The sequence below is a fragment of the Bacillus sp. SIMBA_008 genome, assembly GCF_046535495.1.
GTDB classification, from domain to species: Bacteria; Bacillota; Bacilli; order Bacillales; family Bacillaceae; genus Bacillus; species Bacillus subtilis.
Window position 1 is genome coordinate 39,707 of record NZ_JAWRWL010000002.1, and the last position, 23,023, is coordinate 62,729.

A 23,023-nucleotide genomic window follows, 5' to 3' on the forward strand; every position below is an offset into this window, starting at 1 on the left:
GAGGTGATTAAACTGGCTGATTTTGCTGAATTATATAATGACCCAATTTTAAGTAAAAAGAGAATAGGTTCTGTTGAAGACCCGTATCTAACTTATAGCGAGACATTAACTGTATACAACGGAAGAGCACTCCTAACTGAGATTCCTAACAGAGAGTTTCGTGTAGAAGTTATTGGAGATAAGAAGGAATGGCGAGAAATTGAAGATGGTGAACTAGAAGACAATTATTTTAAGGTTGACTACCTTATGGGAGTTGTCTTTTTTAATGCTTCAAATGAAGGGAAATCGCTAACCTTTAATTATAGTGGTGAAGGAGCTTCCTTCTTCCCTGCCTCTCGAATTTGGATTAAACGCCAAGGCAATATGGTTATTGAGACTCTACAAGGACTTATCGATGATGCTGAAGACACAATAATTCGGATGAATGAGCGAATTGCTGAATGTGAACGAGTAACAAAACGATGCATCGAAATAACAAACTGGTGTAGACAAGCAACTTCTGATTACGAGTATGTAGTTGAGAACACTAGAAAAATATATTTGCCGATGGTTTATACATATCAAGATTTAATGGATACTTACCCAAATCCTCAAATTGGGTGGGTTGTTACTGTTCGAGATACAGGTATTGAATATCGCTGGGATGGTTTTGACTGGATTAATATTAGCATTTCAGACCAATTCGATGGTTATAACGTTGTTTCAAGTTATATTGAACCTTACAATATTCGAACAGTGTGGCTGAGGACAAATAGCCCGCCTAGCAAAAAAAGAGTAAAACCTTCTAAAGATGCACCTGACGGTAGCATGGTTTGGATAAGGAAAGGATAAGGAGGAACATTATTGAGTGACAATCTAATTCCAGTAAATACAATGGGCTATTATGATGAAGAAACCAAACAATGGGTACCTATTGACGCTGTAGCTTTAAAATCAGAGAATAATAGGTTTACTGCAGATGACATCAGTCAGAAATTTAATAAAATTGGCGATATAGACGCTATTAAAGCCACAGGAAACACACTGTCTGAAAAGATTATTAGTGAATTTAATTATAGAGGAATCAATATTTCCTGGTTAGGAGCCAAAGGCGATGGAACAACTGATGACTCTAGTGTGTTTTCTTCCATAGAATCGACTTACCAAGATAATGTGTTTGATTTGGCAGGTAAAACATATGTCGTTAATAGCTTTCCGAATAAAAATAAATACTTGAACGGTTACTTTATCATTGACGGAAATAAATATTTCTCTGGATATGTATCATCGTTTCAAACAGGAAATTCAAATATCATCATCGGGAACAATGCTGCTAAAAACTTCCGACCAGGAGATCAATATAAAGGTATTGCAGGTCATAATATTATTGCTATCGGTGAAAATGCACTTTCAAATGCAAGTGAATACACTAAAAACACTACAGCAATAGGAGCCGGAGCACTATTTAATAATAAATATGGCGTTTATAACTTGGCCATTGGTTTACAAAGTCAATATTATGTTACCGGTGTACAAGGAGATGCTTTCAAAGGGACTCGGAATACATCTGTGGGCGATAATTCTATGCGCTTTAACAAAGACGGGTATTCTAACGTCGCTATGGGTAGAAACGCTTTACAGACAAATGAAAAGAGTCTTTGGAACACTGCTTTAGGTGCTGCTGCTATGTCTGGGTATGCCCCATTAAACCTGGACAGTAAAACAATTATAAATAATTCCCCTCAAACTGCCGGATACCAAGTTGCAGTCGGAACTAACTCCCTTTATTGGTCAAATGGAATTGGCAATGTGGGAGTGGGAGTAAACGCTGGACGGGAAATTAAAAATAGTCAGCGGAACGTTGCAATGGGTTACTATGCTATGAGTCAACTCGATTCTGATGTCTCATTCGAAGGAAAGCAAAGATTCTTCCCTAGTATTCAAGCAGGATACACTTGGATAGGTCAAGACATCACCCTTACTCATATTGGTCACACCTTTATTGTTGGCCAGAACTTGTCTTTAGCATTAGATGGTGGAGAGAAGTTTTCTACTACGGTTAAGAGCATCACTGTGGATACCTTCACAGTAAGCACTACACAGATCGCCCAGAATGAAATCTCTGGTATGGCTCAAGTGTCAGAGTATTACACGACTACTGGAACTTACGTATGGAAAGACAATAATATTCAAGTCTCCATGGGGAATCATCCTTTCCAAAATGGATATAAAGTTTTAATGTCAGTAGGTGGACGGGAAGCTATTTACTTTACTGTCGCTAATTCGACATCCTCTGGTTTCACTGTCTCTACAGATATTATCGGAGATGAATCAGGCGCAGTAAAAATCACAGAGTACTCCGACACTACACCAATGGCAGTTAATTATGATAATACAGCTATTGGTGTAAAGGCTGCATGGAAAATGAAAAAAGGTAGTTTTAACACTGCTATCGGTGGTCTTTCACTCGAAAACAACAAAGGCGATTATAACACTGCACTTGGCTACATGGCTCTTAAAAATAACACTACAGGAAATCAAAACACTGCATTAGGATATGGTGCATTAAGATTTACAACTGGTGGAGATGAAATGAAAGATATAAGCAACTCTACCGGCGTTGGTTTCAATTCAAGGGTTTCTGGAAGCAATCAGATTCAACTTGGTGATGGAAATTCTACTCCATACTCATTTAATGCACTGCAAAATAGATCTGACCTCCGTGATAAAGCTGATATTCGAGACACAGTTCTAGGCCTAGATTTCATAAATAAAGTCAGACCTGTTGATTATAAATGGGACATACGTGATGAGTATGTTGAAATTAAAGAAGATGGTACAGTAATCACCCATGAGCGAGACGGTTCTAAAAAGAAAAATAGATATCATCACGGTGTTATCGCCCAAGAAATTCAAAAGGTAATTGAAGCTGAAGGTATCGATTTTGGTGGTTTCCAACACCATGAACTTTCTGGTGGCGAAGATGTAATGTCAATTGGTTATACAGAATTTATTGCTCCTCTAATCAAGGCTGTACAAGAGCTTTCAGCAAAAGTTGAAGAGCAAGCAAAAGAAATAGCCGCTCTTAAGAAAGCATAATAAATTTTATGTATTTCTTTTAGGAGGTGGTTATGTTCTAGATAAAATATAGATTTTATTCAAAATACATACTTGAAAGACAGAGATAACAAGAGCATACGTGAGATAAAGAGAGATTGGGTTTAGTCCCCTTCTCTCTTTTTTGTGCTCAAATTTAATTATTAGGAGAGATGTTTTTATGACAATTCAAGCGAGACAAATGCTGGTACCATCAAGTAAATATACAATTAAATGTCCTTATGCAATGACAGCTGAATATATCACATTCCATAATACAGCCAATGATGCATCAGCAAATAATGAAATTAGCTATATGAGAAATAATAACGCAACAGTATCATATCATTTCGCTGTAGATGATAAAGAAGTTGTTCAAGGACTTCCTACAAACCGGAATGCATGGCACTGCGGTGATGGAGACCACGGTACAGGAAACCGCAAATCAATTGGTGTGGAAGTTTGTTACTCTAAATCAGGTGGGGAACGCTACAGAAAAGCAGAAGCTCTTGCAATCAAGTTTATTGCACAACTACTCAAAGAACGTGGCTGGGGAGTTGAGCGAGTTAAGAAACATCAAGAGTGGTCAGGTAAATATTGCCCTCACCGTGTTTTAGATGAAGGTCGTTGGGATGAAGTTAAAACTGCAATTGCTACTGAATTAAAAGCTCTCGGTGGTAAATCAACTACTCCAACTAAACCAACAACCTCCTCCCCTTCCTCTTCATCAGCAGTAAGTGGTTCACTAAAATCAAAAGTTGACGGACTTCGCTTCTATTCAAAACCATCTTGGGAAGATAAAGATGTTGTCGGCACAGTAAATAAAGGCATCGGATTCCCTACAGTTGTAGAGAAAGTTAAAGTTGGATCTGCCTATCAATACAAAGTTAAGAACTCAAAGGGCGCTACATACTACATCACTGCTTCTGACAAATATGTTGATGTTACAGGATCAGTTAAAACCTCTTCCTCTGCCCCAAAAACAACATCAACTTCTTCAAGCTCCTCATCTATTAAATCAGTAGGAAAAATCAAAATTAATGGTGTTTCAAGTGCAGCAATCGTAATGGACAAACCTGATCGAAATAGTTCTAAAAATATTGGCACAGTTAAGCTTGGAAGCACTATTTCAATTTCTGGTTCAGTTAAAGGTAAAAACAATTCAAAAGGTTACTGGGAAGTTATTTATAACGGTAAACGTGGATACATCTCAGGGCAATTCGGTTCAAAGATTTAATTATATTCAATAATCTCGGAGGATTTTTGCTGCTCTATTCATATCAGCGAATATCCTCTTAATTTAGGAGGTGATGTAAAGTCACCTTCCTATATTCATTAAAGGTTGGTGACAAATGGATAACTTTGAGCAAAGCACCATTTCAAGATTAAGTGCACTAGAAGAAAAAGCAAAACACACCAATAACAAGATTGACTCTCTTGAAGAAAGAACAAATGTTATTGGTCGTATTGCTACGCTTGTTGAGCAGCAAGTCGAAATTAATAAAGATTCTCAAGCACAATCAAGAGAACAATTCAGTACTCTTAACGAAATGAGCAACAGTTTAAAAAATCTAAGTAAATCGTATGAAAAACTGGACAATCGAGTTGAAATATTAGAACGCTCTGATTCTACTCGCAAAATTGATCCTTCACAATTTACGAAAGACCTCGTATACAAGGTGCTGCCAAGTGTAATTACCACTATTATCGGTGCATGGTTACTCATACATTTTGGCCTCAAATAAAATTAACAGGAGACGATTAAATGACTAAAATCAACTGGAAAGTAAGACTGAAAAAGAAAACATTTCTTGTCGCAATTTTCTCTGCATCGCTGTTATTCGTACAAGCAATTGCCTCTGCTTTCGGATATGACTTGACTGTATTTGGTGACGATTTGACTGAGAAATTTAATGCACTTCTAACATTTTTAACTGCAATGGGTATCATTGTTGACCCAACAACTCAAGGTATTTCTGATAGTGAACAAGCAATGGATTATGATTCACCGAGATAAAACCCCTACCCTTCTCTTAATCGAGGAGGGTATTTTTTTCGTTATTTAAGATAACATTAATCTTCCTTATTCATTTAAATATGATAAAATATTACATATTTAGATATTTAATATAGGAGGGCTTGTGTTGGAGCAGATGATCTCTTCTTCTAAAGTTGGAGTGAAAATAAATGAGTGGTATAAATACATAAGATTATTTAGTGTCCCAGATTCGGAAATATTGAAAGCTGAGGTCGAGGAAGAAATAAGGCATATGAAAGAAGATCAAGATTTATTGCTGTACTATTCTCTCATGTGTTTTCGCCATCAGCTGATGCTGGACTACCTTGAACCAAAAACATTAAACGAAGAACGACCTAAAATTTCAGACTTATTAGAAAAGATCGAAAGTAGTCAAACTGATTTGAAAGGGATTCTTGAATATTATTTTAACTTTTTCCGGGGAATGTATGAATTTGAACAATACGAATATCTTAATGCCATAAGCTTCTATAAGCAAGCCGAGAGAAAATTATCACTTGTTGCAGATGAAATTGAAAGAGCTGAATTCCACTATAAAGTTGCAGAAATTTATTATCATATGAAGCAAACACATATGTCGATGCACCACATTGTTCAAGCAATCGATAGTTATAAAGCACATGAAAACTACACTGTAAGAGTTATTCAATGCTCATTTGTTATCGGTCTGAACTATTTGGATATGGACTACCCTGAAAAAGCGATCCCTCATTTTAAAGATGCTCTAGACAAAGCAAGAGAAATCGATATGTCACGATTAATCGGATCATCTCTTTACAATCTTGGCTTATGTTCATTTGCTGAGGAAGCTTATGAAAAGGCATCTGAGTACTTCAAGGAGGGCATTAGAGTATACCAGGATAATGGGTATGAGCATTCAAATCGTGTATTAGACATCTTACTTATGTTGACAAAAACCACCTTTAAAATGAGAAATCACTCCGAGGGAATTTCTTGGTGCGCACACGGTCTGTCTTTGTCCAAAAATTTAAACGATGAGATTATGGCAAAAATGTTTGAGTTCATACATGCCTTGTATGTAGATAATGACAATGAAAAATTAAATTCAATTCTAAATTATTTAGAATTAAAGTCAATGCTTTCAGACGTGGAGGATTTAGCATCAGATGCAGCGAAGTATTACAATGAAAAAGAAGACCATAAAGTGGCTGTTGCTTATTATGAGAAAGTGCTTTATGCCCGTAAACAAATTCAGAGAGGGGATTGTCTTTATGAAACTTAAGCATGCATCTATCTTTATTTTAGCCATTGTTTTAATTGGATTTACAAGCATTTATTTAACTAACACTCAAAAAGATGTCCAAGAAGCACGTAGAGGACATACAGCCAGTATTAGTTTTACTGATGGTCATTCATATGAAATTGCAAGTAGAGGTCATACTTCTTAATATGCTTTTCTTGTTCCCCCCTCCAAATTTTGAAGGGGGTTATTTTTATGATTTATGCCCACCAGTCAACCCTGCTCTGTGAAGCGTAGTACCAGCAGATGTATAAGAAACTGCTCTAAGAATCGCTTTTGATCCGTATTTGTTTCTAATCTCGTCCATAACGAAACCAAGCTTTCTTCTCTTTTCATTATCCACTTCAAATAAACTCAACTGCTGATTCACATCATTCTCAATATTTGACAACGTGACTGAGATACTTCTCACAGTCTTATCCGAGTAAAACTTATTAAAAAGTACTAGGCTACATTTATAAATGTCCATTGTGATATTTGTGGGAAGGTCAATTGTTTTAGATCGGTGAAATCCACCGCCAAGCTCATCTTTACTGTAGCCAATTCCCAAGCTGATTGTTCGACCAACTTTATTATGTGCACGTGCCCTTCTTGCGACTTCTTCGCAAATCTCCAGAAGAACAGCCTTAATCTCTTCTCTCATTGTGTAATCCCTCAGTAAAATCTGACTCTTACCAAAACTAATCTGCCCCTGCATTAACGGAGTTCCTATTTCAGATAAATCAATTCCATGTGCATGATAATACAACTGGTTTCCCATTATTCCGAACTTCTTTTCAAGCAATTCTAAGGGAAACTTGGCTAACTGGCCTACAGTCGATATCCCCATTCGGTTCAGATTTCTTTCCATCCTCCCTCCTATCCCCCACATTTTTGACAACGGATGAACATTCCAGAGTTTATTTGGCACATCTTCATATCTCCAACGTGCAATACCACTCTTCGTTTTCTTACTTTCCAGGTCAAGCGCAAGCTTACTTAGCAGCATATTGTCTCCAATGCCTACAGTACACAACAAACCGAACTCTCTCCACATACTGCTTTGAATTGCTTTGGCCATTTCTTCAGGATCTTCTTTTCCTGCATCTAAAAAAGATTCATCAATTGAATACGTATGAACACATTTTTCTGGCACAAATCTGTAAAACAGCTTTGTAATCTCAGTTGAAACTCTGATGAAAAGCTTCATTTGCGGATTTACAATGTGTATTCTTGGATCTTCAGGTATCTCAAATAGTCTCGATCCTGTTTTGATTCCAAAATCTTTTTTAAGTGCAGGAGATGCAGCTAATACTACACTTCCCTGTCTCTCCATATTCCCTACAACGGCAAGATAACATGTTAAAGGATTAAGCCCCATTGTTACAGCCGATACAGATGCATAGAAGGATTTCATATCGACACAAAGTATACTCTTTCTTGGAAATTGTGAGTAATCAATCATTGTATGTAACTCCTATGATGTTATTCATGTTGATATAAACTGTATTGTCGTTCTGGTCTTTTACGTGAAGCTTTTGTTGTTCAAAATTAATGTAATGTACTCTGCCTATAACATTTTCAACGAATCCGTTATTAAAAAGCTTGAATTTCAATTCTTTATTAAATTCCAAAGCCTCAGAGACGAGAATATCCATCTCCTCAATTTGTTGGTCATCTAAGGATGGTTTTTCAATTTTTGATACATCAATCAAATCTTGTTTAAGTTGTGTTAAATGTTCTGGAAGCATCATTGATGTCCATTTGATTGTTCCTCGATCCCTAAGCATATCGACTCACTCCTTTATTGATCTAATATTAACAGAACAAACGTTCTTTATTCAAGATAAACCAGAACAAAAGTTCGATGTAAATGTTGGTAATAAATCGATACTTTGACAATTTAAACGTGATACACTTATTAACAAATGGATAAGTTAATTGAGGAGATGAAGTAATGTCATTGGTTAGCAAGCTAACAAGCAAAAAACAAAAAGACAAGGAATTTAAAAATATCCTTGCTTCTATAGAGCCATTAAAAGAAGACTACTATACCCTGAGTGGTAAACTTCCTTTTTCAAAAGAATATTCAACATATGTTCCCTATGCGCTTGAAAATCAATACGATTCAAGTTTAGTCGGTGTTGCTTTTGATTACTTAGCAAGGTTTAGAATTGGACAGTTTACGAATAAAGAGGAGGCAAGAGATCATTTAACTGCCTATGAGGGACTGAGGAAGTTAAGTAACAAAACTAAGAACTATTCGCTAACGAATACTTTCTATATACCCTTAATAAACGACATTTTGGACTTTATCAGAAGTGAGTCGAAAATTTCTCCAGATATATGTCAAAAAGCATTAAAGCTAGCCAAACTAGAACAGTTATACAGATCTCCAACAATTGGAGAGACAAATGTTGATTTTTATACTTGCATAGATTCTTCTGATGAAATAGTCAATGACCTAATGAGCCTGCTAGAGGTTTTCGAAAATAAGTTCATAAACAGTGGCATATTAACAAAAAACAGCAAAGTTGTTTTTAATCCTTCTTTTGGCGTCAGCTCTCCATTAGTAGGCGGTGCAGACGCAGATATTTGGATAGATGGGACGCTGTATGATTTTAAAACAACGAAAAAGAACTCTTTGGATAAAAATGATAACCTTCAGTTGATCGGCTATTTTATATTAAATGAACTCGCTCAAGAAGTTCACGCTGCAACAGGAGCTCCTCCCCTATTAGACATAAATAGAGTGGGTTTTTATAAAGCAAGGTATGGAGAGATTGAATTTTACGATACAGAAAAATTGATTACAAAAGAAATGCGCGACCAAACATTAGTTGAATTGGCTAAATACTTTAGTGAAAATCCAGGTAAGTTAAATTTAGTTCATGACCCTTTCTTTGTAGAGGATGCAAAGGAGGTTCTAAAATCAATTGGTGAGATACATTCTATCTAATCTTAAAACATATGATTCAAATTGGTAATTTATTGTGAATTTTCAACGACAAGGGCATTTATGTATAGTATAATATTTCCTGTACATTTAGTTTGCTCACTCAAGGGAGTCTTGCTCATCCCCTAATGAAAGGGGGTGAGGCTATGTCAACATTTCAGGCATTAATGCTGATGCTTGCATTCGGGTCGTTTATAATTGCCCTGTTGACGTATATAAATAAAAAATAGACCTCCCTTGAGCGTCAGAACCTGAAGGGATAGGTCTATCAAGAAACCACATCGAGCAAGCCCTTTGATGGGCAGCTTTTTGTACAGAGCCGGGGTGTTGGTAGCACCCTGGTCTTTTTTATTTTATGCAATCCAATTAAACAAATGCATTTTATACGTAAAAACGTATAATCTTCATCCTAATTATAACCATATAAAAATGGTATTTGCAATACTATTGCTTTATGGATAAAACCATTATTTTATTTAGATTGGAGATGCTTATTTCTGCAACATCTCATACAATTGCAATACTTTTGCTTAGAGGAGCGTTTTAAAAAAGACTAGTTGTCTTTCCCAAAGAGCATCTTTCCAAAATCATTGTCCAAAATCTCAATTTCAACATCGCTAACATTATCATCAGTTTCAATTGGTTCATCAACTAAACTTAGGATAAACTCCTCAAACGAATTAGCAATCAGGAAAAAGTCTTTCTCAGGATGACTTGATTCATGATCCCAAAACAATATCTTTTCATCATCGATGTCCATACATATTTCATTACCACCTGCAGAGCTTGCAATCGGGACAATATTTTTAGGAAAGCGATCAGAATATGTATCGATCGCTTTCTGAAGATTGTTGTGATCGTTCGCCAAACCATAAAAACCCTCTAACAATTGTGTATCATCATCCTTACCCATCCAAGGGTCTTTCTCTATAGGTTTATAGCAAACGTCATACTCAATCTCATCTGTTGTTTTTTTACTTCCTAGATAACATCCTCCATATTTCTTCAAAAAGTCCCTATAATCTGAAGGTAATGGTTTACCCATATTTTTTTCAAGCTCTTTGAGTTGTTCGTTTGTATTAATGCTGGGATCTGTTTCAGCATCTATCGTAAACTCTTTCAACTTTTGTTCGATCTTAGTGAAGCTCATTTTAATATCCTCCTCTTAGGTCAGATGCTCCTCCAATATGAGGTATTTTGTTATTAATTACACTAGGTACTAGTTGAATTGTGGTACTATCCAAATGGTGTGGGGTAAGCCCCTGTTGCGAGAGCCATTTTTTCGCCTGTGCTTGAGACTTAAAACCTTTGATCTCTTTAATTTTCTTATATACAAGCCTAAAATCCTTTTTAGTTCCGTTTAACTCTCCAGGTTTAAATTTAATGTTGGCAACAGTCCATGGAGTAAAATCAGGACGCCCATCTTTAAAAGTAATCGGTTCGCCTTTTGTCGCGGTGTTTACTTCAGGTATATCAGAATACCATTGCCCATCACCTGGTTTACCGATCCATTTCCCTCTAGTCCTTGGCAATACTGAACGTGGGTTTGCTGAAGCAGCTAATTGTAATAACCTATTTTTTAAACTTTCTCCGTTTACTACATTGTATGGCACGCCTCCTGCCATAGCAAGATCGTACTTAGGGTTATAAGGCAGCAAATCTGGAATCTTGACGTCCTTAATTTTCTTCCCTGCTTGACTAGCTTTATTTATTACCTTGCCTGCTGCATCTGCTTTATTAATGGCTCCTGCACCTTTGGTTCCAAAAACAGCTACAGCCACTGAACCAACAGCGTAGGTCACCCATCTTGATCTAGAGTAGGCATCCCCATTCACCATATCTTTTTGGTATGACTCTTCTATTGCTGCTGAAACAGCATCATATGTTTTTACTGGATGAAGAACTGCATTTCCCAGCGCTGAGAGTGTTTCCCCTGGATCGGTGATAAAATCCCATATGCCGGTTACAGTGTCTTTTCCGACATCATATAAACCTACTCCTACACCTTTTACGATATCCCATGTGATTTCTCCTGCTTCTTCCATCTGTTTGGCCTGTTCGATTTGCACAGCAAGCTGCACTTGAGCTGGCTCCAGATTCTCGTAGCCTACTTTCTTAGCAATCTCTAAATACTCATCTGGATCAGATACACCTTCATTAAGTTTTTTCTTTAATTCTTTGATTTCACGTTCTTTTGCTTCTTCTTTCTTCACGTTTAAGTAAGCATCAGAATGCTTCTCAATATCGCCTTTTTTCTTATGTATGTCACTTTCTCTGTACGCTTTGGCGTTGTAGTGAATTGGTGTAGCGTTCTTTCCTTTGCCTGTTGACTCCTGCAGCTTTTTAAAATCTTGCTGAATGAATTGTTCGTTAGGCTCAGTCTCAGCGTATTCTGTTTTTAAATCCTCATCAAGTTTGTTCAGCTTATCAATTGTTTTTTCACGTTTGTCATCTGCAGAAGAAAGTATGTCTTTGAAGTCTTCTGTTGAGAATATTTCAAGAGGAAGAATGTCATTGATGTCGTTTAATATGTCTTTCATTGCTTTTTTCTGTTCAGACATAATGGATTTTGATTTTTTATAGGCGTTAGCCAGCTCATGTTCTAAAAAAGATTCTTCTATGTAAGCATCAGACATCTTAGCATCTTCAAGTTTTGCAGAAACGCTGCTTAAGAAAGCAATCTTCATATCAATTAAATCAATCCATTGGTCTGTTACGCCGACATGATCATGATAAAATGCTTTAATGTTGTCTGCACCCTTACCGGAAAACTCACTGTCATCTAGATCAGCAACGTCTTTAAATGCTTTCCTGAGCTTAATCATTTGTGACCTTAGTTCCTTATACTCTTTAGTTCTTTTATCCGCTTCAGAGAGTAATGAATCAGCTTCAAATACCTTCATATCATTCTCCTTCCATTCTTACTCTATGTAAATTTTACCACAATCAACTATTTCAATAACAGAAAAAGACAGCCAAATATGACTGCCTTTAATGATTAACATGTGAAACTAAAAAATCTTTGGATGCATCTTTAATTTATGTTCTTATAGTAAGCTTTAGCATCTCTTTCAACTTCCCAGTACTTATTTCCGTTCGAACTTAAAAGTCGATCAAACCAAATTTCAAAATTGGCTTTTAAATCCACCGCTTCATCAAAATGTTCAATTGAATCCAAATAAAATAGGTAATCTAAGTTCCCTTTTTCATATCTATTTGAATCTATAATATACCTTCCATCAAAATGATACCCAATCAAAAAACATTTTTCTGGAAGGTCTTCTGTTTCATTGTATTTCATAACATCTTCAATACTGAGTATTTCGATTCCATCAAGAAATTCCAATCCATTATGTAGAGCTAAGAACTCCTTATAATCCCTCGGTAAACTTACATTGAAATGTGATTCTAATTTTCTAATTTCTTCTTCTGTTGCAGGTTCATTAAATTCAAATGTGGCATCTTCTAATACGAAACCACCTGGTTGAATCATTGGAAAAGTGCCATACTTAGAAACAGCTTCTTTAATACCAGCAAGTGTCAAATGAATAAGTTTGCCTTCTTCCATATCCCATCCCCCTATCAACAATTATCTAGATTTTACCATGTCATACAGCTATAAGGAAAGCATTACTAATAGGACATTAATTGGTATTAGGAAACAATTTTACTCATAATAGTAGCAGCATTAGTGGTGAACAAAATGTAAGTGTTATTTGCTGTTTTAATCACTACCCTATCCGTAGAGCCATAAGGAAATCCAATCCTTACTGCACTTTTTTCCTCTCCCCCATAGTTTGGATCAAGAAAAACATCATTGATTTCTTTGATTGGAATTTCAATTCTGGATAGCTGCCAATTGATAATTAAGTTTTCATTTAATTTTTTAACGTTGATTCCAAGCATAAAACATTCCCCTTTTGACTATGAATTCAGTGAAATTTTAACATGCGCCTGGAAGTTTTAAAGAGAAATGAGATGATATTAAGGAAAAATTAAATTCGCAATAATTGGATACAGGATTATAATTATTGATGGTTTACCGATATAAATAGAGAACAAACATTCTAAAAGGGGAAATGAAGTTGAAGAAAGTATTATTAGGTTTTGCAGCATTCACTTTGAGCTTATCATTGGCAGCCTGCAGCTCAAATGATTCTGAAAAAGTAAGCACAGAAAAAGAAACACCACAAGCGTCTACAGATGTAGAAAAGAAAACAGAACAAAAGGAATCTACTAAAGAAAAAACTGCTGACAAGTCTAAGGAAAAAGACAAAAAGGAATTGGTCGATGTTACTCTAGATAGAGCTGTTGATGGTGACACAATTAAAGTTACCTACAACGGAAATGTAGATACAGTCCGCTACTTGCTCGTTGATACACCTGAAACTAAGAAACCAAATTCTTGTGTTCAACCATATGGTGAAGATGCGTCTAAGCGAAACAAGGAATTGGTCAACAGTGGTAAGCTGCAACTGGAGTTCGATAAAGGTGACCGCAGAGATAAATACGGAAGACTATTAGCTTATGTTTATGTGGATGGCAAATCTGTTCAGGAAACATTGCTAAAAGAAGGATTGGCCAGAGTAGCATATGTATATGAGCCAAACACCAAATACATAGACCAATTTAAGAAAGACGAGCAGGAAGCAAAATCAGAGAAGCTTTCAATCTGGAGCAAGAATGGATATGTGACCGACCGAGGATTTAATGGCTGTGTGAAAGAGAAAACCACTGCAGTTAAAAAAGCAACAACATCTAAACCGGCAGCTAAACAGCCTACTACTCCAAAAGCATCAAGTGAAACTTCGACTACAACTGAAAAAGAAGCTTCTTCAGAGACAACTGGAGAAACAGAAACATTTAAAAATTGCACAGAGTTAAGAAAGAAATATCCGAATGGAGTGCCTAGCTCCCACCCTGCTTACCAATCTAAAATGGACAGGGATCATGACAACTATGCATGTGAACGCTAATTGAAAGCCCTTTGTGGCTTTCTTTTTTATTTTTTTGGGCTCTTTACACAAAAAGAGGCTATCCACAGATTAAAAAATTCTCGGGACAACCTCTTTTTAAAATATCTAATCAATCATCTAATTTTTACTCAAAAAAAGCTTTTGAATAATTAACGATACCTTGCACATCTTCAAGAGAATTATCTGCTAATTCTAGAGCCATAAACACTTCATCAGGCACCTCAAATGGGGCTTTTATATTCCATAAGCTAGCTGGCTTAAAACCAAACCTTGGATAATAATCTTTATGTCCTAAAACAATTACTGAACGATAACCAAGCTCTATTGCGTTTTTTAACGCAGTACGAATTAATTTACTGCCAATTCCTTTTTTCTGATAATCAGGCGCAACAGAAACTGGAGCAAGTGCTAAAGAATCGACAGTGTTATCGCCATCTATGATTTTTATTTTAGATAAAAGGACATGTCCTACGATATCTTTATCTTGATTTAATGCGACTAATGAAAGTTCAGGAATGAATGCATCTGATTTTCTAATCCTATTTACAAGTAAATGCTCTTTTTTGTCACTATATTCTTCATTTAAAAAAGCTCTTTTAACAATTTCTTCAGTCGTATTATATTCATGTGTGAGTTCTTGTCTAATTAAGATTTCCATTCATAGTCTCCTGTTCTTTTAATTAATTACCATAAGATTTTTCTTCATCCTATAAATTAAAAAAACCAGAGAGCTATGTGAGGGAGCTCTCTGGAGTTATAGTGGCTGTTAAACCCCTATGATACATATACAGGGTACCTTATATTTGGTATGCAATCAAGCCACTTTCAGATTTGAATAAAATGGGAATTTTATCGAGAATTAATTATTATATACAGACATATCCGATAAAGCCAAAACTAGATGTAGAATCAAATTTAATTTTTATACTGATTTTTAAAGGTTAAGTGTTTAATTCCCTGATCCTTAAAAACTTGACGGATATAAGGTGGAGAATAATCGAAAGCTCGACTAATTTCCTTCAGGCTCATTTTCTTATTGAAATGCAGATCATAAAGAAAAGCAAAGTCCTTAGTTCGTCTACGCTTAGACAATTCCTGAAATGAAAGCTTGTCCACATTTTGTGATTTAAATAAATCTAAAATAATCCAATCTGAGATATTTAGTTCCTTAGAAATCTCTCCTACAGTTTTAAGCTCTTCAAAGTGCATTTTTTTGATCTCATTAAATTGCTCTAAATATTGCTGCCATACGTATTTATGCTGACGTTGAGGCTGAGGGATATCGAGTTGAGAAGTGGCATAAAAGTTAAAACCTTGTTCTTGACAAGTGTGTCGATCGCTTCTTTCCCAAAGTCCTTTTCGCCGCCTCTTGCCAGCGAGTAGGCTTCGTCTATAAACAAAATGCCACCTAATGACTTTTTGATTAAGTCTCTCGTCTTTTGGGCGGTGTGTCCGATATACTCCCCGACCAGGTCAGCCCGCTCCGCTTCTATTAAGTGGCCTTTTGACAGGACATTCATTTCAAAGAACAGCTTGCCGATGAGCCGTGCAACCGTCGTTTTTCCCGTTCCCGGATTTCCTTTAAACATCATGTGCAACGCTTGCTTTCCAACCTTCAAGCCTTGCTCCGCGCGTTTTTGGTTCACAAAAATCCAGGCGTATATTTCCTTGATGTTGCGTTTCATTTCCTCCATCCCAACTAATGCGCTCATCTCTTTTTCGATTTCCTTCAAAATGCCGTGCTTTGCTTCGTTTTTTTGCAATGCAGCCTGATATTCCGCCTCTGCCTCAGCATTCGTCAGAACCTGCTTTTGCCCGTTCAGAATAATGTTGATCTGTCCGTTGTTTTTATAAGTCACAGCGCGCTCCAACATCTTCACCTCTCTGTTCTCTCTATATGATATTCAAGCGGATGCCGATTGTGACAAACGCCTATCATGTGTCGAAACAATTGCTTTTTTCGGGAACAATAAGGAATCCTGCGCTTTCCCGAGAAATACTTTATTTCTTATTGTATTCACGGACATGGGGTGGACAAACCATGAGATTTTGTTTTTAATCATCTTGTCAGAGTATTATGGTGAACTTCTTTTTCATTATTTTCTCCATTCGCCAATCCTTTTTTCATACAACGGGCTATTTTTTGTACGAAGCGTATTACCCACCCTAAGATACCTGAAGTGTTTTCCTTTTTTTCGATTTATAAAGTGGTGTCTTTAATGAAAGGAGCTTTTCTCATCAATTTACGTTTCAAATGCTTATGAACGTAAAGCTTAAAATCAGCAGGAATCAGTGCAGGTTAACCGAACCCATAGTACATACAAACATATGGCATATGCACATATTTCATTTTGGGCCGTATCTGTTGTCGCTTCATGTTGAATTGTGCGCTTTCCCGAGAAATAATTCCCGGTGTGAAAGGGTTATTTCCTCATTTTTCAGTTGAATGATAATCGTACAAGCAGAAGCCGTGTTTTTTCATATCCTGTAATGAGGTGATGAAAAATGGTTAAAATTTTTATTGATCCTGGCCATGGCGGGTCTGATCCAGGCGCAACAGGTAATGGCCTTCAGGAAAAAACGTTAACCCTGCAAATCGCTTTAGCCTTACGTACGATATTAACTAATGAATATGAAGGCGTTTCTTTGCTGCTGAGCCGGACAAGCGACCAATTTGTCAGCTTAAACGACCGGACAAATGCCGCAAATAACTGGGGAGCAGATTTCTTTTTGTCCATTCACGTTAATTCCGGGGGAGGCACAGGTTTTGAAAGCTATATTTATCCAGGTGTAGGAGCCCCGACGACGACTTATCAATCGGCAATTCACTCTGAAGTGATACAAGCTGTCGACTTTGCCGATCGCGGCAAAAAAACGGCGAACTTCCACGTCCTAAGGGAGTCGGCAATGCCTGCCCTCTTGACCGAGAACGGCTTCATTGATACCGTTGCCGATGCAAATAAGCTGAAAACGAGCAGTTTTATTCAAAGCTTAGCGAGAGGACATGCAAACGGGCTGGAGCAAGCCTTTAACCTTAAAAAGACTTCCAGCTCAGGGTTATATAAGGTTCAAATCGGCGCATTTAAAGTCAAAGCGAATGTCGACTCGCTCGCAAGTAAAGCCGAAGCCAAAGGTTTTGACTCGATTGTCCTTTTAAAGGACGGATTATACAAAGTGCAGATTGGCGCATTTTCATCCAAAGACAATGCAGACACCCTCGCTGCCAGAGCGAAAAATGCCGGCTTTGACGCTATTGTGATCCTAGAATCATAGCCGAGACGGGGACGAGCGTCTCATAAAAAAACCCGGCTCCTCATCGCGAGAAACCGGGTTTTTTTATTCAAGAATATCAACAACAAACTGTGACCATGTTTCCAGACGGTTGTAGATGTCATCCTGTTTTAATTCAGAAACTTTCATCCATTTACCCGCAATTTGTTCTTTCTCCTTCACTTCCACTTGTGCGCCAGGCTTTAATTGAAGCGCAGAAAGAATACCGATATGCACTTTGCCAACACTGTTTTCATCATCATTGATCAATCCCAGTGTGACAATCGCCTGTTTATCTTCTTCATTTATTTGCAGTTCTTCCTCAAGCTCACGGTCTGTGTTCAGCTTTAAGACTTCAGCAAATGAAGCTGCCCCTTCGATGGCGTTCATATGACCGCCAAAGCCGAGAGAAAGCTTGTTGTGCAGTCGTGATTCACCGCCGCCAGCCAGCCGCTCGTAAAGAAAAACTTCATCTTCACGCTTAATGACGACATAAGGTATCGGCTGCTTGAAACGCGGATCTTCTTCTGCGTCCCCTCTTCTCATTTCACGATAGGCCGCTTCAATCTGAGCCATGATTTCGGCTACTCTGCTATCTTCACTGTACACGCCCTGGAAGGTTAAGCTTTCTTTCTTAAACACATCATCGCGCGGGGCAACTAAAATCATTTCGTCCATTTTTCCCATGGGTACTGCGTCCTCCTCATTTGAACCTTCAAGCCGAAAAGAGCAGATATTATATCTGCTCTTTTTCATCTTCAAAATAAAAGTCATCATCTTTGAGCGGCTCAACTGTCGCTTTTTTATAACCATTCCCCTTCATAGAGAAGAAGTCATGCGATTTTGTTTTTGTGTTTAATCCGTTTAATACGATCGGATTAATATCTTCCTCTTCGAAGTATGGATCAAATCCAAGATTCATCAGCGCTTTATTCGCATTATAGCGGATGAATTTCTTTACATCGTGTGAGAGTCCGACTTGATCGTACAAGTCCTCTGTATACTCAAGCTCATTTTCATATAACTGATTCAGAAGGTCGATCGCAAATTCACGAAGCTCTGCTTTTTTCTCTTCTGTCTGTTTATTATAAATTTCCTGAGCAAGGAGACCGACATACACGCCGTGAATCGCTTCGTCACGAAGGATCAGGTTAATGATCTCACCGCTTTGCATCAGTTTTCCTTGTCCGTAGAAATATAACGGATAATAGAAACCGCTGTAGAAAAGGAAGCTTTCCAGATAGACGGAAGCAACCATCGCTTTGAACAGTGAAATTTCATCATCTTTTTGAATGGCTTTGTAAAGCCCGACAATCATTTGCGCTTTTTTCTGCAAATATTTATTTTGTTTAACCCATTCAAATACTTCATTAATCGTTTCAGTCGGTGCAAGGGTCATGAAAATATTAGAGTACGACTTCGCATGGACAGCGTTCTCCATCATCGCCATAAAGTTCAGCACCGCTTTTCGCTGGTGGCCGTCTACGTGTTCAGCCACAATCGGCATCCCCGTATTCCCCTGCTCTGTATCAAGAAGCGTAAGTCCGGCCAGTACCTTCATATAAGTGTCCTGCTCATTTTTTCCGAGGTACTTCCATGTGAGGAGATCGCCGTTTAAAGCAATCTCTTCCGGAAGCCAGAACTGTTTCACGTTTTGGTTATAGAACATTTGGGTAAAATCGTCTTCATGCTTTGACCAGTTTGCTGCGTCATAAATTTTTGTCACTATAAACTCTCCTTTAATCAAACAACACAAGAAAGGCAGCTGTCTTGCCCAGTATCTTTCGTTCTTGCATAGTAAATGGTTTTAATTCCTCTATGATGTGCATACAGATCGATTCGGTTTAAATCACGGGTCGTCATTGTGTCTTTTAAGAACAATGTAAAGCTGATTCCCTGATCAATGTGCTGCTGGATAGTGGCGATCATATCCACAACCTTGAACATGTCCATATCGTAGGCTTCTTTATAGAAGAACCAGTTATTAGATGCAAGCCCAGGCATTGGGTAGTACGTTTTTGAGTTGCCGTATGTTCGTTCTTCAATGCGTTCCATAATCGGCATAACAGACGCCGTACTTGATTGGACGTATGAGATAGAGCCTGTCGGCGCAATGCATAATCTGTAGCTGTGATACATACCGTGTTCAGCCACAAATGCTTTTAGCTTTTTCCAGTCCTCTGTCGTCGGGATATGCATACCCTCAAACAGGTTGGCGATTTTTTCATATTTCGGTGAGAAATCAGTAGAAACGTATTTGTCAAAGTATTCACCTGTCGCATAGGTTGAGCCTTCATATTGATCAAACGTTTCACCCTTCTCTTTTGCGATTTCCGCAGAACGCTGGATGGAGTAGAAGTTCACCATCATAAAGAACGTGTTTGCAAAGTCACGCGCTTCCGGACTTTCATACGCAATGCCGTTTTGCGCAAGGTAGCCGTGAAGGTTCATAGCACCGAGGCCGATTGATTTCATCGCTTTGTTTGCCCGTCTTACAGCAGGCGCATTACGGATGTCAGTTGTTTCAGAAACGTGTGTTAAAGAGTCTGTCGCAAGCTTGACTGTCTTTTCGATTGATTTATGCTCCATGACATTGAGAATGTTAAGCGAACCCAGGTTGCAGGAAATATCCAGACCGATTTCATCTTCTTCATCATAGTCTGTGTATGAAGAAACTTGAGATGCCTGCAGCACTTCAGAGCAAAGGTTAGAAAATTTGACCTTGGAAATATGGTTATTCGCATGCACTTTATTGACGTTATCTTGGAACATGATGTATGGATAGCCTGATTCAGAACGAAGCATCGCCAATTTTTCAAGCAGTTTCCGCGGGTTGATTTTTTCCTTTTTCACCCGAGGGTTGTCGACAAACTTGTCGTACATTTCGTTCATGTCCATCTCATCCATGTGCTGGCCGTACTCTTTATAAATCGTGTGCGGGTAGAATACATAAGCCGCTTTGTCCTCGCGTGCAAGCTCAACGAACTTATCCGGAATGACAACACCGATCGAAAGCGTTTTGACACGCACATCTTCATCCGCAGAAATCTTTTTCGTATCAAGAAAATCATTGATATCGCGGTGGAAAATGTTTAAATACGCCGCGCCGGATCCTTGTCTTTGTCCCATTTGGTCAGCGTAACGGAACGCGTTATCAAGAAGCTTCATGACGCCTACAACGCCTTTTGTCGCATTCTCAACATCTTTAATGGCTTCACCTTTCGCGCGAAGCTTGGACAGGTTAAGAGAAACCCCGCCGCCAAGCTTAGAAAGCTGCATGGAGATATCGATCGCTCTTGAAATGTCATTTAAAGAATCATTAACTTCGAGCAAGAAGCAGCTCACAAGTTCACCGCGGCGTTTTCTGCCGGCGTTCAAAAATGTCGGTGTGCTCGGCTGATATTCTTGATTGATCATCAGGTTTACATATTCTTTTGCTTTCTCAGTGTCGCCGTTAGCGAAGAACAGCGCAACAATTGAGATCCGGTCCTCATAACGCTCGAGGATTTTTTTCTTGTCATTCGTTTTCAAAGCATAGTCATTATAGAATTTAAACGCACTCATGAAGGAAGGAAAACGAAACTTCTTAGCGTAAGCTGTCTTAAACACTTCTTTAATGTCTTCAAAAGAATAAAGGCTTAAGAATTCCTCTTCGTAGTATTGGTTTTCAACCAAATAATCCAGCTTCTCTTTTAAATCGTGAAAGAAGACTGTGTTTTGATTGATATAATCTACAAAATAGCTATGTACAGCCTCTTTATCCTTATCAAACTGGAATTTTCCATCTTTTTGGATCATGATTTCGTTATTTAACTGGATCCATTTTGGCACTTGATTTTGTGACAACTCTTTCTACCTCCTGAGTAAACAATTCAACGTCTTTAGATGTGCCGCTGAGTTCAAATTTGTGCAAGATCGGCACCTGATATTGTCTTGAAATGGTATCGGCGCTTTTTGCAAAGTTATCGCCCCATACTTTGTTGCCGCTCGCAGCGACTCCTAATAAGAGATGGGCGTATTTTTCGAGAAATGATTGTGTTGATGCCGGTACCTGGCCGAAGTTTGTCGTGTAGGTGACCAAAACAAACGGAATGTCCACGTGGTCCATTTCGTCCACCTTGCGTATCTGCTGAAAGCCTGTTTTATTCACAAACCGCTGAACATTCCCTGTTTTCGAATCAAATATGATTTGTACCACGTTTTATCACGACCTATCAAAAAATATGAATCTCTCATCACTAACACTATATATAGTATACTACCCTCTAGCAAAAACACAATATATAGATTCGTTTTTATGAAAAATTCATATTTTGATCAAATCAGGCAAATGGGCAGACTCATTAGGGCCCAAAAAAGAGAGCAGAACGAGAATCATCTCTCGTCCTACTCGGGGTGTCGTTTTTTAGCCGATGTTTATCATAACATGAAAAAAAACTGCTTAGTAGTCTAGATTTTTTTTTCTTAAGCTATCACAGCATTTTTCGCTCTCTACTGTTTCTTCTATTTCAACATCCGCGCCGATCTCTTCTAAAACCGCCTTCAAAGCAGTGATAATTGACGCTTCTCTGATTAATTCTTTTCCGTTCACAATGATACTTGTTCCGTATTCATAGCAAGAATCATCTTCGCAAATTTCTTCCCAATGATTCACGATCACTTTATGCTTCATGTTTTCACCCTCTGTTTGATCTGTGTCTGTATTTAGTTTAGCGGCTGGAATCCGCTTTGTAAATTCGAATGCTTGTGAATTTTATTCAAGCTCATCATCCGCGTATTCTTTCTTCAGCTTTACCTCATTGCGGGACTCATTATACTCATAAATTTTTGATATAGCCGTCCTCCATAACGCCAAAATGGTTATGTTCAAGTGGAAACGAGGTGGGCTGAGGCGTTTCATATTCTGAATTGCCGCTGTCTGTTTCAATAATGGTATCTTGATTCCCGCACGCCCCGAACAGTAAAAAGACAGCTATCCATACAAGTGCAATCCTGATTCGTCTCAGTTCTGCTTCACTTTCAAACAAGGTCGATCACTCCCAAATTCATTTTATACATAATATACCATTTTCACTTCCGTATGTTGTTCTCATAAAAAAAGACCGTGCCTTGGCATGGTCAGCTTACACAAAAAGCTTGGAGCAAAAGTGGATTCATGTTAAAAATGGCCGCCGGGAACCCCCGGCAGCCTTTCCTCATGTCTTGACATGGCATTTTTTGATCTATTCGAGTTCAAGCTGGACGTTTTTTTGCGGCGCAAACGTTGAGATCGCATGTTTATATATAAGCTGCTGCTTACCTTCCGATTCCAACAATACGGTAAAGTTATCAAAGCCTTTCACCTGGCCCCGCAACTGAAAGCCGTTCAGCAAAAAAACAGTGACATACGTATTTTCTTTCCGGATTTGATTCAAAAACTGATCCTGAATATTAATCGGTTTCATGTTTCGTCCTCCTTGATTCTCTAT

25 protein-coding genes and 2 pseudogenes are annotated in these 23,023 nt (G+C 37.9%); 11 read left to right on the top strand and 16 right to left on the bottom strand.

Annotation, left to right across the window (positions count from 1 at the left end; translation table 11 throughout):
• Window positions 1-12: 12 nt before the first annotated feature.
• The 7 genes from SB658_RS05925 to SB658_RS05955 all read left to right on the top strand — a co-directional run bounded on the left by SB658_RS05925 (window position 13) and on the right by SB658_RS05955 (window position 6,522).
• Entirely contained in the window at window positions 13-831 is an 819-nt protein-coding gene (locus SB658_RS05925) for a hypothetical protein (RefSeq protein WP_068947646.1), read from the top strand.
• 12 nt (window positions 832-843) lie between these two features.
• A complete protein-coding gene (locus tag SB658_RS05930; RefSeq protein ID WP_068947496.1) occupies window positions 844-3,078 on the top strand; it encodes a tail fiber domain-containing protein in 2,235 nt (744 codons plus the stop codon).
• A 178-nt stretch (window positions 3,079-3,256) separates the two neighbouring features.
• The gene (locus tag SB658_RS05935) at window positions 3,257-4,312 is read left to right on the top strand and encodes a peptidoglycan recognition protein family protein (RefSeq protein ID WP_144500941.1); all 1,056 of its coding nucleotides are present in this window, start codon (window positions 3,257-3,259) and stop codon (window positions 4,310-4,312) included.
• 115 nt (window positions 4,313-4,427) lie between these two features.
• Window positions 4,428-4,820, top strand: coding sequence for a hypothetical protein (locus tag SB658_RS05940; RefSeq protein WP_069322719.1), 393 nt, complete (start codon window positions 4,428-4,430; stop codon window positions 4,818-4,820).
• A 20-nt stretch (window positions 4,821-4,840) separates the two neighbouring features.
• A complete protein-coding gene (locus SB658_RS05945) occupies window positions 4,841-5,092 on the top strand; it encodes a phage holin (RefSeq protein ID WP_144500942.1) in 252 nt (83 codons plus the stop codon).
• A gap of 127 nt (window positions 5,093-5,219) precedes the next feature.
• On the top strand, window positions 5,220-6,356 hold the full coding sequence (locus SB658_RS05950; protein WP_144500956.1) for a Rap family tetratricopeptide repeat protein: 1,137 nt from the start codon (window positions 5,220-5,222) through the stop codon (window positions 6,354-6,356).
• Window positions 6,346-6,522, top strand: coding sequence for an aspartate phosphatase (locus tag SB658_RS05955; protein ID WP_144500943.1), 177 nt, complete (start codon window positions 6,346-6,348; stop codon window positions 6,520-6,522). The genes SB658_RS05950 and SB658_RS05955 overlap by 11 nt, the downstream gene beginning before the upstream one ends.
• A gap of 45 nt (window positions 6,523-6,567) precedes the next feature.
• On the opposite strand, the gene SB658_RS05960 is transcribed toward SB658_RS05955, so the two are convergent.
• Both SB658_RS05960 and SB658_RS05965 read right to left on the bottom strand, forming a co-directional pair.
• Window positions 6,568-7,818: a Y-family DNA polymerase gene (locus SB658_RS05960; protein ID WP_144500944.1), complete on the bottom strand. Its 1,251-nt coding sequence runs from the start codon at window positions 7,816-7,818 to the stop codon at window positions 6,568-6,570.
• Window positions 7,811-8,143, bottom strand: coding sequence for a YolD-like family protein (locus tag SB658_RS05965; RefSeq protein ID WP_033885374.1), 333 nt, complete (start codon window positions 8,141-8,143; stop codon window positions 7,811-7,813). Before SB658_RS05965 ends, SB658_RS05960 begins: the two co-directional genes overlap by 8 nt.
• 167 nt (window positions 8,144-8,310) lie before the next feature.
• On the opposite strand from SB658_RS05965, the gene SB658_RS05970 reads away from it, so the two are divergent.
• Window positions 8,311-9,312, top strand: coding sequence for a hypothetical protein (locus SB658_RS05970; protein WP_144500945.1), 1,002 nt, complete (start codon window positions 8,311-8,313; stop codon window positions 9,310-9,312).
• Between the two features lie 143 nt (window positions 9,313-9,455).
• A complete protein-coding gene (locus tag SB658_RS05975) occupies window positions 9,456-9,539 on the top strand; it encodes a putative holin-like toxin (protein ID WP_082786706.1) in 84 nt (27 codons plus the stop codon).
• Window positions 9,540-9,862: 323 nt separating this feature from the next.
• On the opposite strand, the gene SB658_RS05980 is transcribed toward SB658_RS05975, so the two are convergent.
• The 4 genes from SB658_RS05980 to SB658_RS05995 form a co-directional block, all read right to left on the bottom strand.
• Window positions 9,863-10,459 carry an SMI1/KNR4 family protein gene (locus SB658_RS05980; RefSeq protein ID WP_144500946.1) on the bottom strand — a complete coding sequence of 199 codons (597 nt, stop codon included), beginning with the start codon at window positions 10,457-10,459 and terminating at the stop codon, window positions 9,863-9,865.
• 1 nt (window position 10,460) lies between these two features.
• Window positions 10,461-12,212, bottom strand: a complete 1,752-nt coding sequence (locus tag SB658_RS05985; RefSeq protein WP_410601347.1) for a T7SS effector LXG polymorphic toxin — start codon at window positions 12,210-12,212, stop codon at window positions 10,461-10,463.
• Window positions 12,213-12,343: 131 nt separating this feature from the next.
• Window positions 12,344-12,877, bottom strand: coding sequence for an SMI1/KNR4 family protein (locus SB658_RS05990; protein WP_341107978.1), 534 nt, complete (start codon window positions 12,875-12,877; stop codon window positions 12,344-12,346).
• Between the two features lie 86 nt (window positions 12,878-12,963).
• On the bottom strand, window positions 12,964-13,215 hold the full coding sequence (locus SB658_RS05995) for a SunI/YnzG family protein (RefSeq protein ID WP_341107981.1): 252 nt from the start codon (window positions 13,213-13,215) through the stop codon (window positions 12,964-12,966).
• A 179-nt stretch (window positions 13,216-13,394) separates the two neighbouring features.
• Between SB658_RS05995 and yokF the strand changes: the two genes are divergently transcribed.
• Complete coding sequence (gene yokF / locus SB658_RS06000; protein WP_019712866.1) at window positions 13,395-14,285, top strand: endonuclease YokF; 891 nt, start codon at window positions 13,395-13,397, stop codon at window positions 14,283-14,285.
• 124 nt (window positions 14,286-14,409) lie between these two features.
• On the opposite strand, the gene SB658_RS06005 is transcribed toward yokF, so the two are convergent.
• The 3 genes and pseudogenes from SB658_RS06005 to SB658_RS06015 form a co-directional block, all read right to left on the bottom strand.
• Window positions 14,410-14,943, bottom strand: a complete 534-nt coding sequence (locus SB658_RS06005) for a GNAT family N-acetyltransferase (protein WP_144500948.1) — start codon at window positions 14,941-14,943, stop codon at window positions 14,410-14,412.
• Window positions 14,944-15,200: 257 nt separating this feature from the next.
• Window positions 15,201-15,494, bottom strand: a complete 294-nt coding sequence (locus SB658_RS06010) for a hypothetical protein (protein ID WP_032721590.1) — start codon at window positions 15,492-15,494, stop codon at window positions 15,201-15,203.
• A 107-nt stretch (window positions 15,495-15,601) separates the two neighbouring features.
• Window positions 15,602-16,159, bottom strand: a pseudogene (locus SB658_RS06015) (AAA family ATPase); the annotation flags it as partial.
• A gap of 631 nt (window positions 16,160-16,790) precedes the next feature.
• On the opposite strand from SB658_RS06015, the gene cwlC reads away from it, so the two are divergent.
• On the top strand, window positions 16,791-17,558 hold the full coding sequence (gene cwlC, locus SB658_RS06020) for a sporulation-specific N-acetylmuramoyl-L-alanine amidase (RefSeq protein ID WP_410601351.1): 768 nt from the start codon (window positions 16,791-16,793) through the stop codon (window positions 17,556-17,558).
• Between the two features lie 63 nt (window positions 17,559-17,621).
• On the opposite strand, the gene SB658_RS06025 is transcribed toward cwlC, so the two are convergent.
• From SB658_RS06025 to hfq, 7 genes and pseudogenes are all read right to left on the bottom strand, one after another.
• Window positions 17,622-18,242, bottom strand: a complete 621-nt coding sequence (locus tag SB658_RS06025; RefSeq protein WP_003245105.1) for a hypothetical protein — start codon at window positions 18,240-18,242, stop codon at window positions 17,622-17,624.
• Between the two features lie 49 nt (window positions 18,243-18,291).
• Window positions 18,292-19,281, bottom strand: a complete 990-nt coding sequence (gene nrdF / locus SB658_RS06030; protein ID WP_003231754.1) for a class 1b ribonucleoside-diphosphate reductase subunit beta — start codon at window positions 19,279-19,281, stop codon at window positions 18,292-18,294.
• 17 nt (window positions 19,282-19,298) lie between these two features.
• The gene (gene nrdE, locus SB658_RS06035; RefSeq protein WP_014479842.1) at window positions 19,299-21,401 is read right to left on the bottom strand and encodes a class 1b ribonucleoside-diphosphate reductase subunit alpha; all 2,103 of its coding nucleotides are present in this window, start codon (window positions 21,399-21,401) and stop codon (window positions 19,299-19,301) included.
• Window positions 21,361-21,753: a class Ib ribonucleoside-diphosphate reductase assembly flavoprotein NrdI gene (nrdI, locus tag SB658_RS06040; protein WP_124059881.1), complete on the bottom strand. Its 393-nt coding sequence runs from the start codon at window positions 21,751-21,753 to the stop codon at window positions 21,361-21,363. Before nrdI ends, nrdE begins: the two co-directional genes overlap by 41 nt.
• Window positions 21,754-21,996: 243 nt before the next feature.
• Entirely contained in the window at window positions 21,997-22,227 is a 231-nt protein-coding gene (locus tag SB658_RS06045) for a hypothetical protein (RefSeq protein WP_003245262.1), read from the bottom strand.
• Window positions 22,228-22,308: 81 nt separating this feature from the next.
• A pseudogene (locus SB658_RS06050) lies at window positions 22,309-22,582 on the bottom strand (YmzC family protein).
• A gap of 195 nt (window positions 22,583-22,777) precedes the next feature.
• Complete coding sequence (gene hfq, locus SB658_RS06055; protein ID WP_003221097.1) at window positions 22,778-22,999, bottom strand: RNA chaperone Hfq; 222 nt, start codon at window positions 22,997-22,999, stop codon at window positions 22,778-22,780.
• Between the last annotated feature and the right edge of the window lie 24 nt (window positions 23,000-23,023).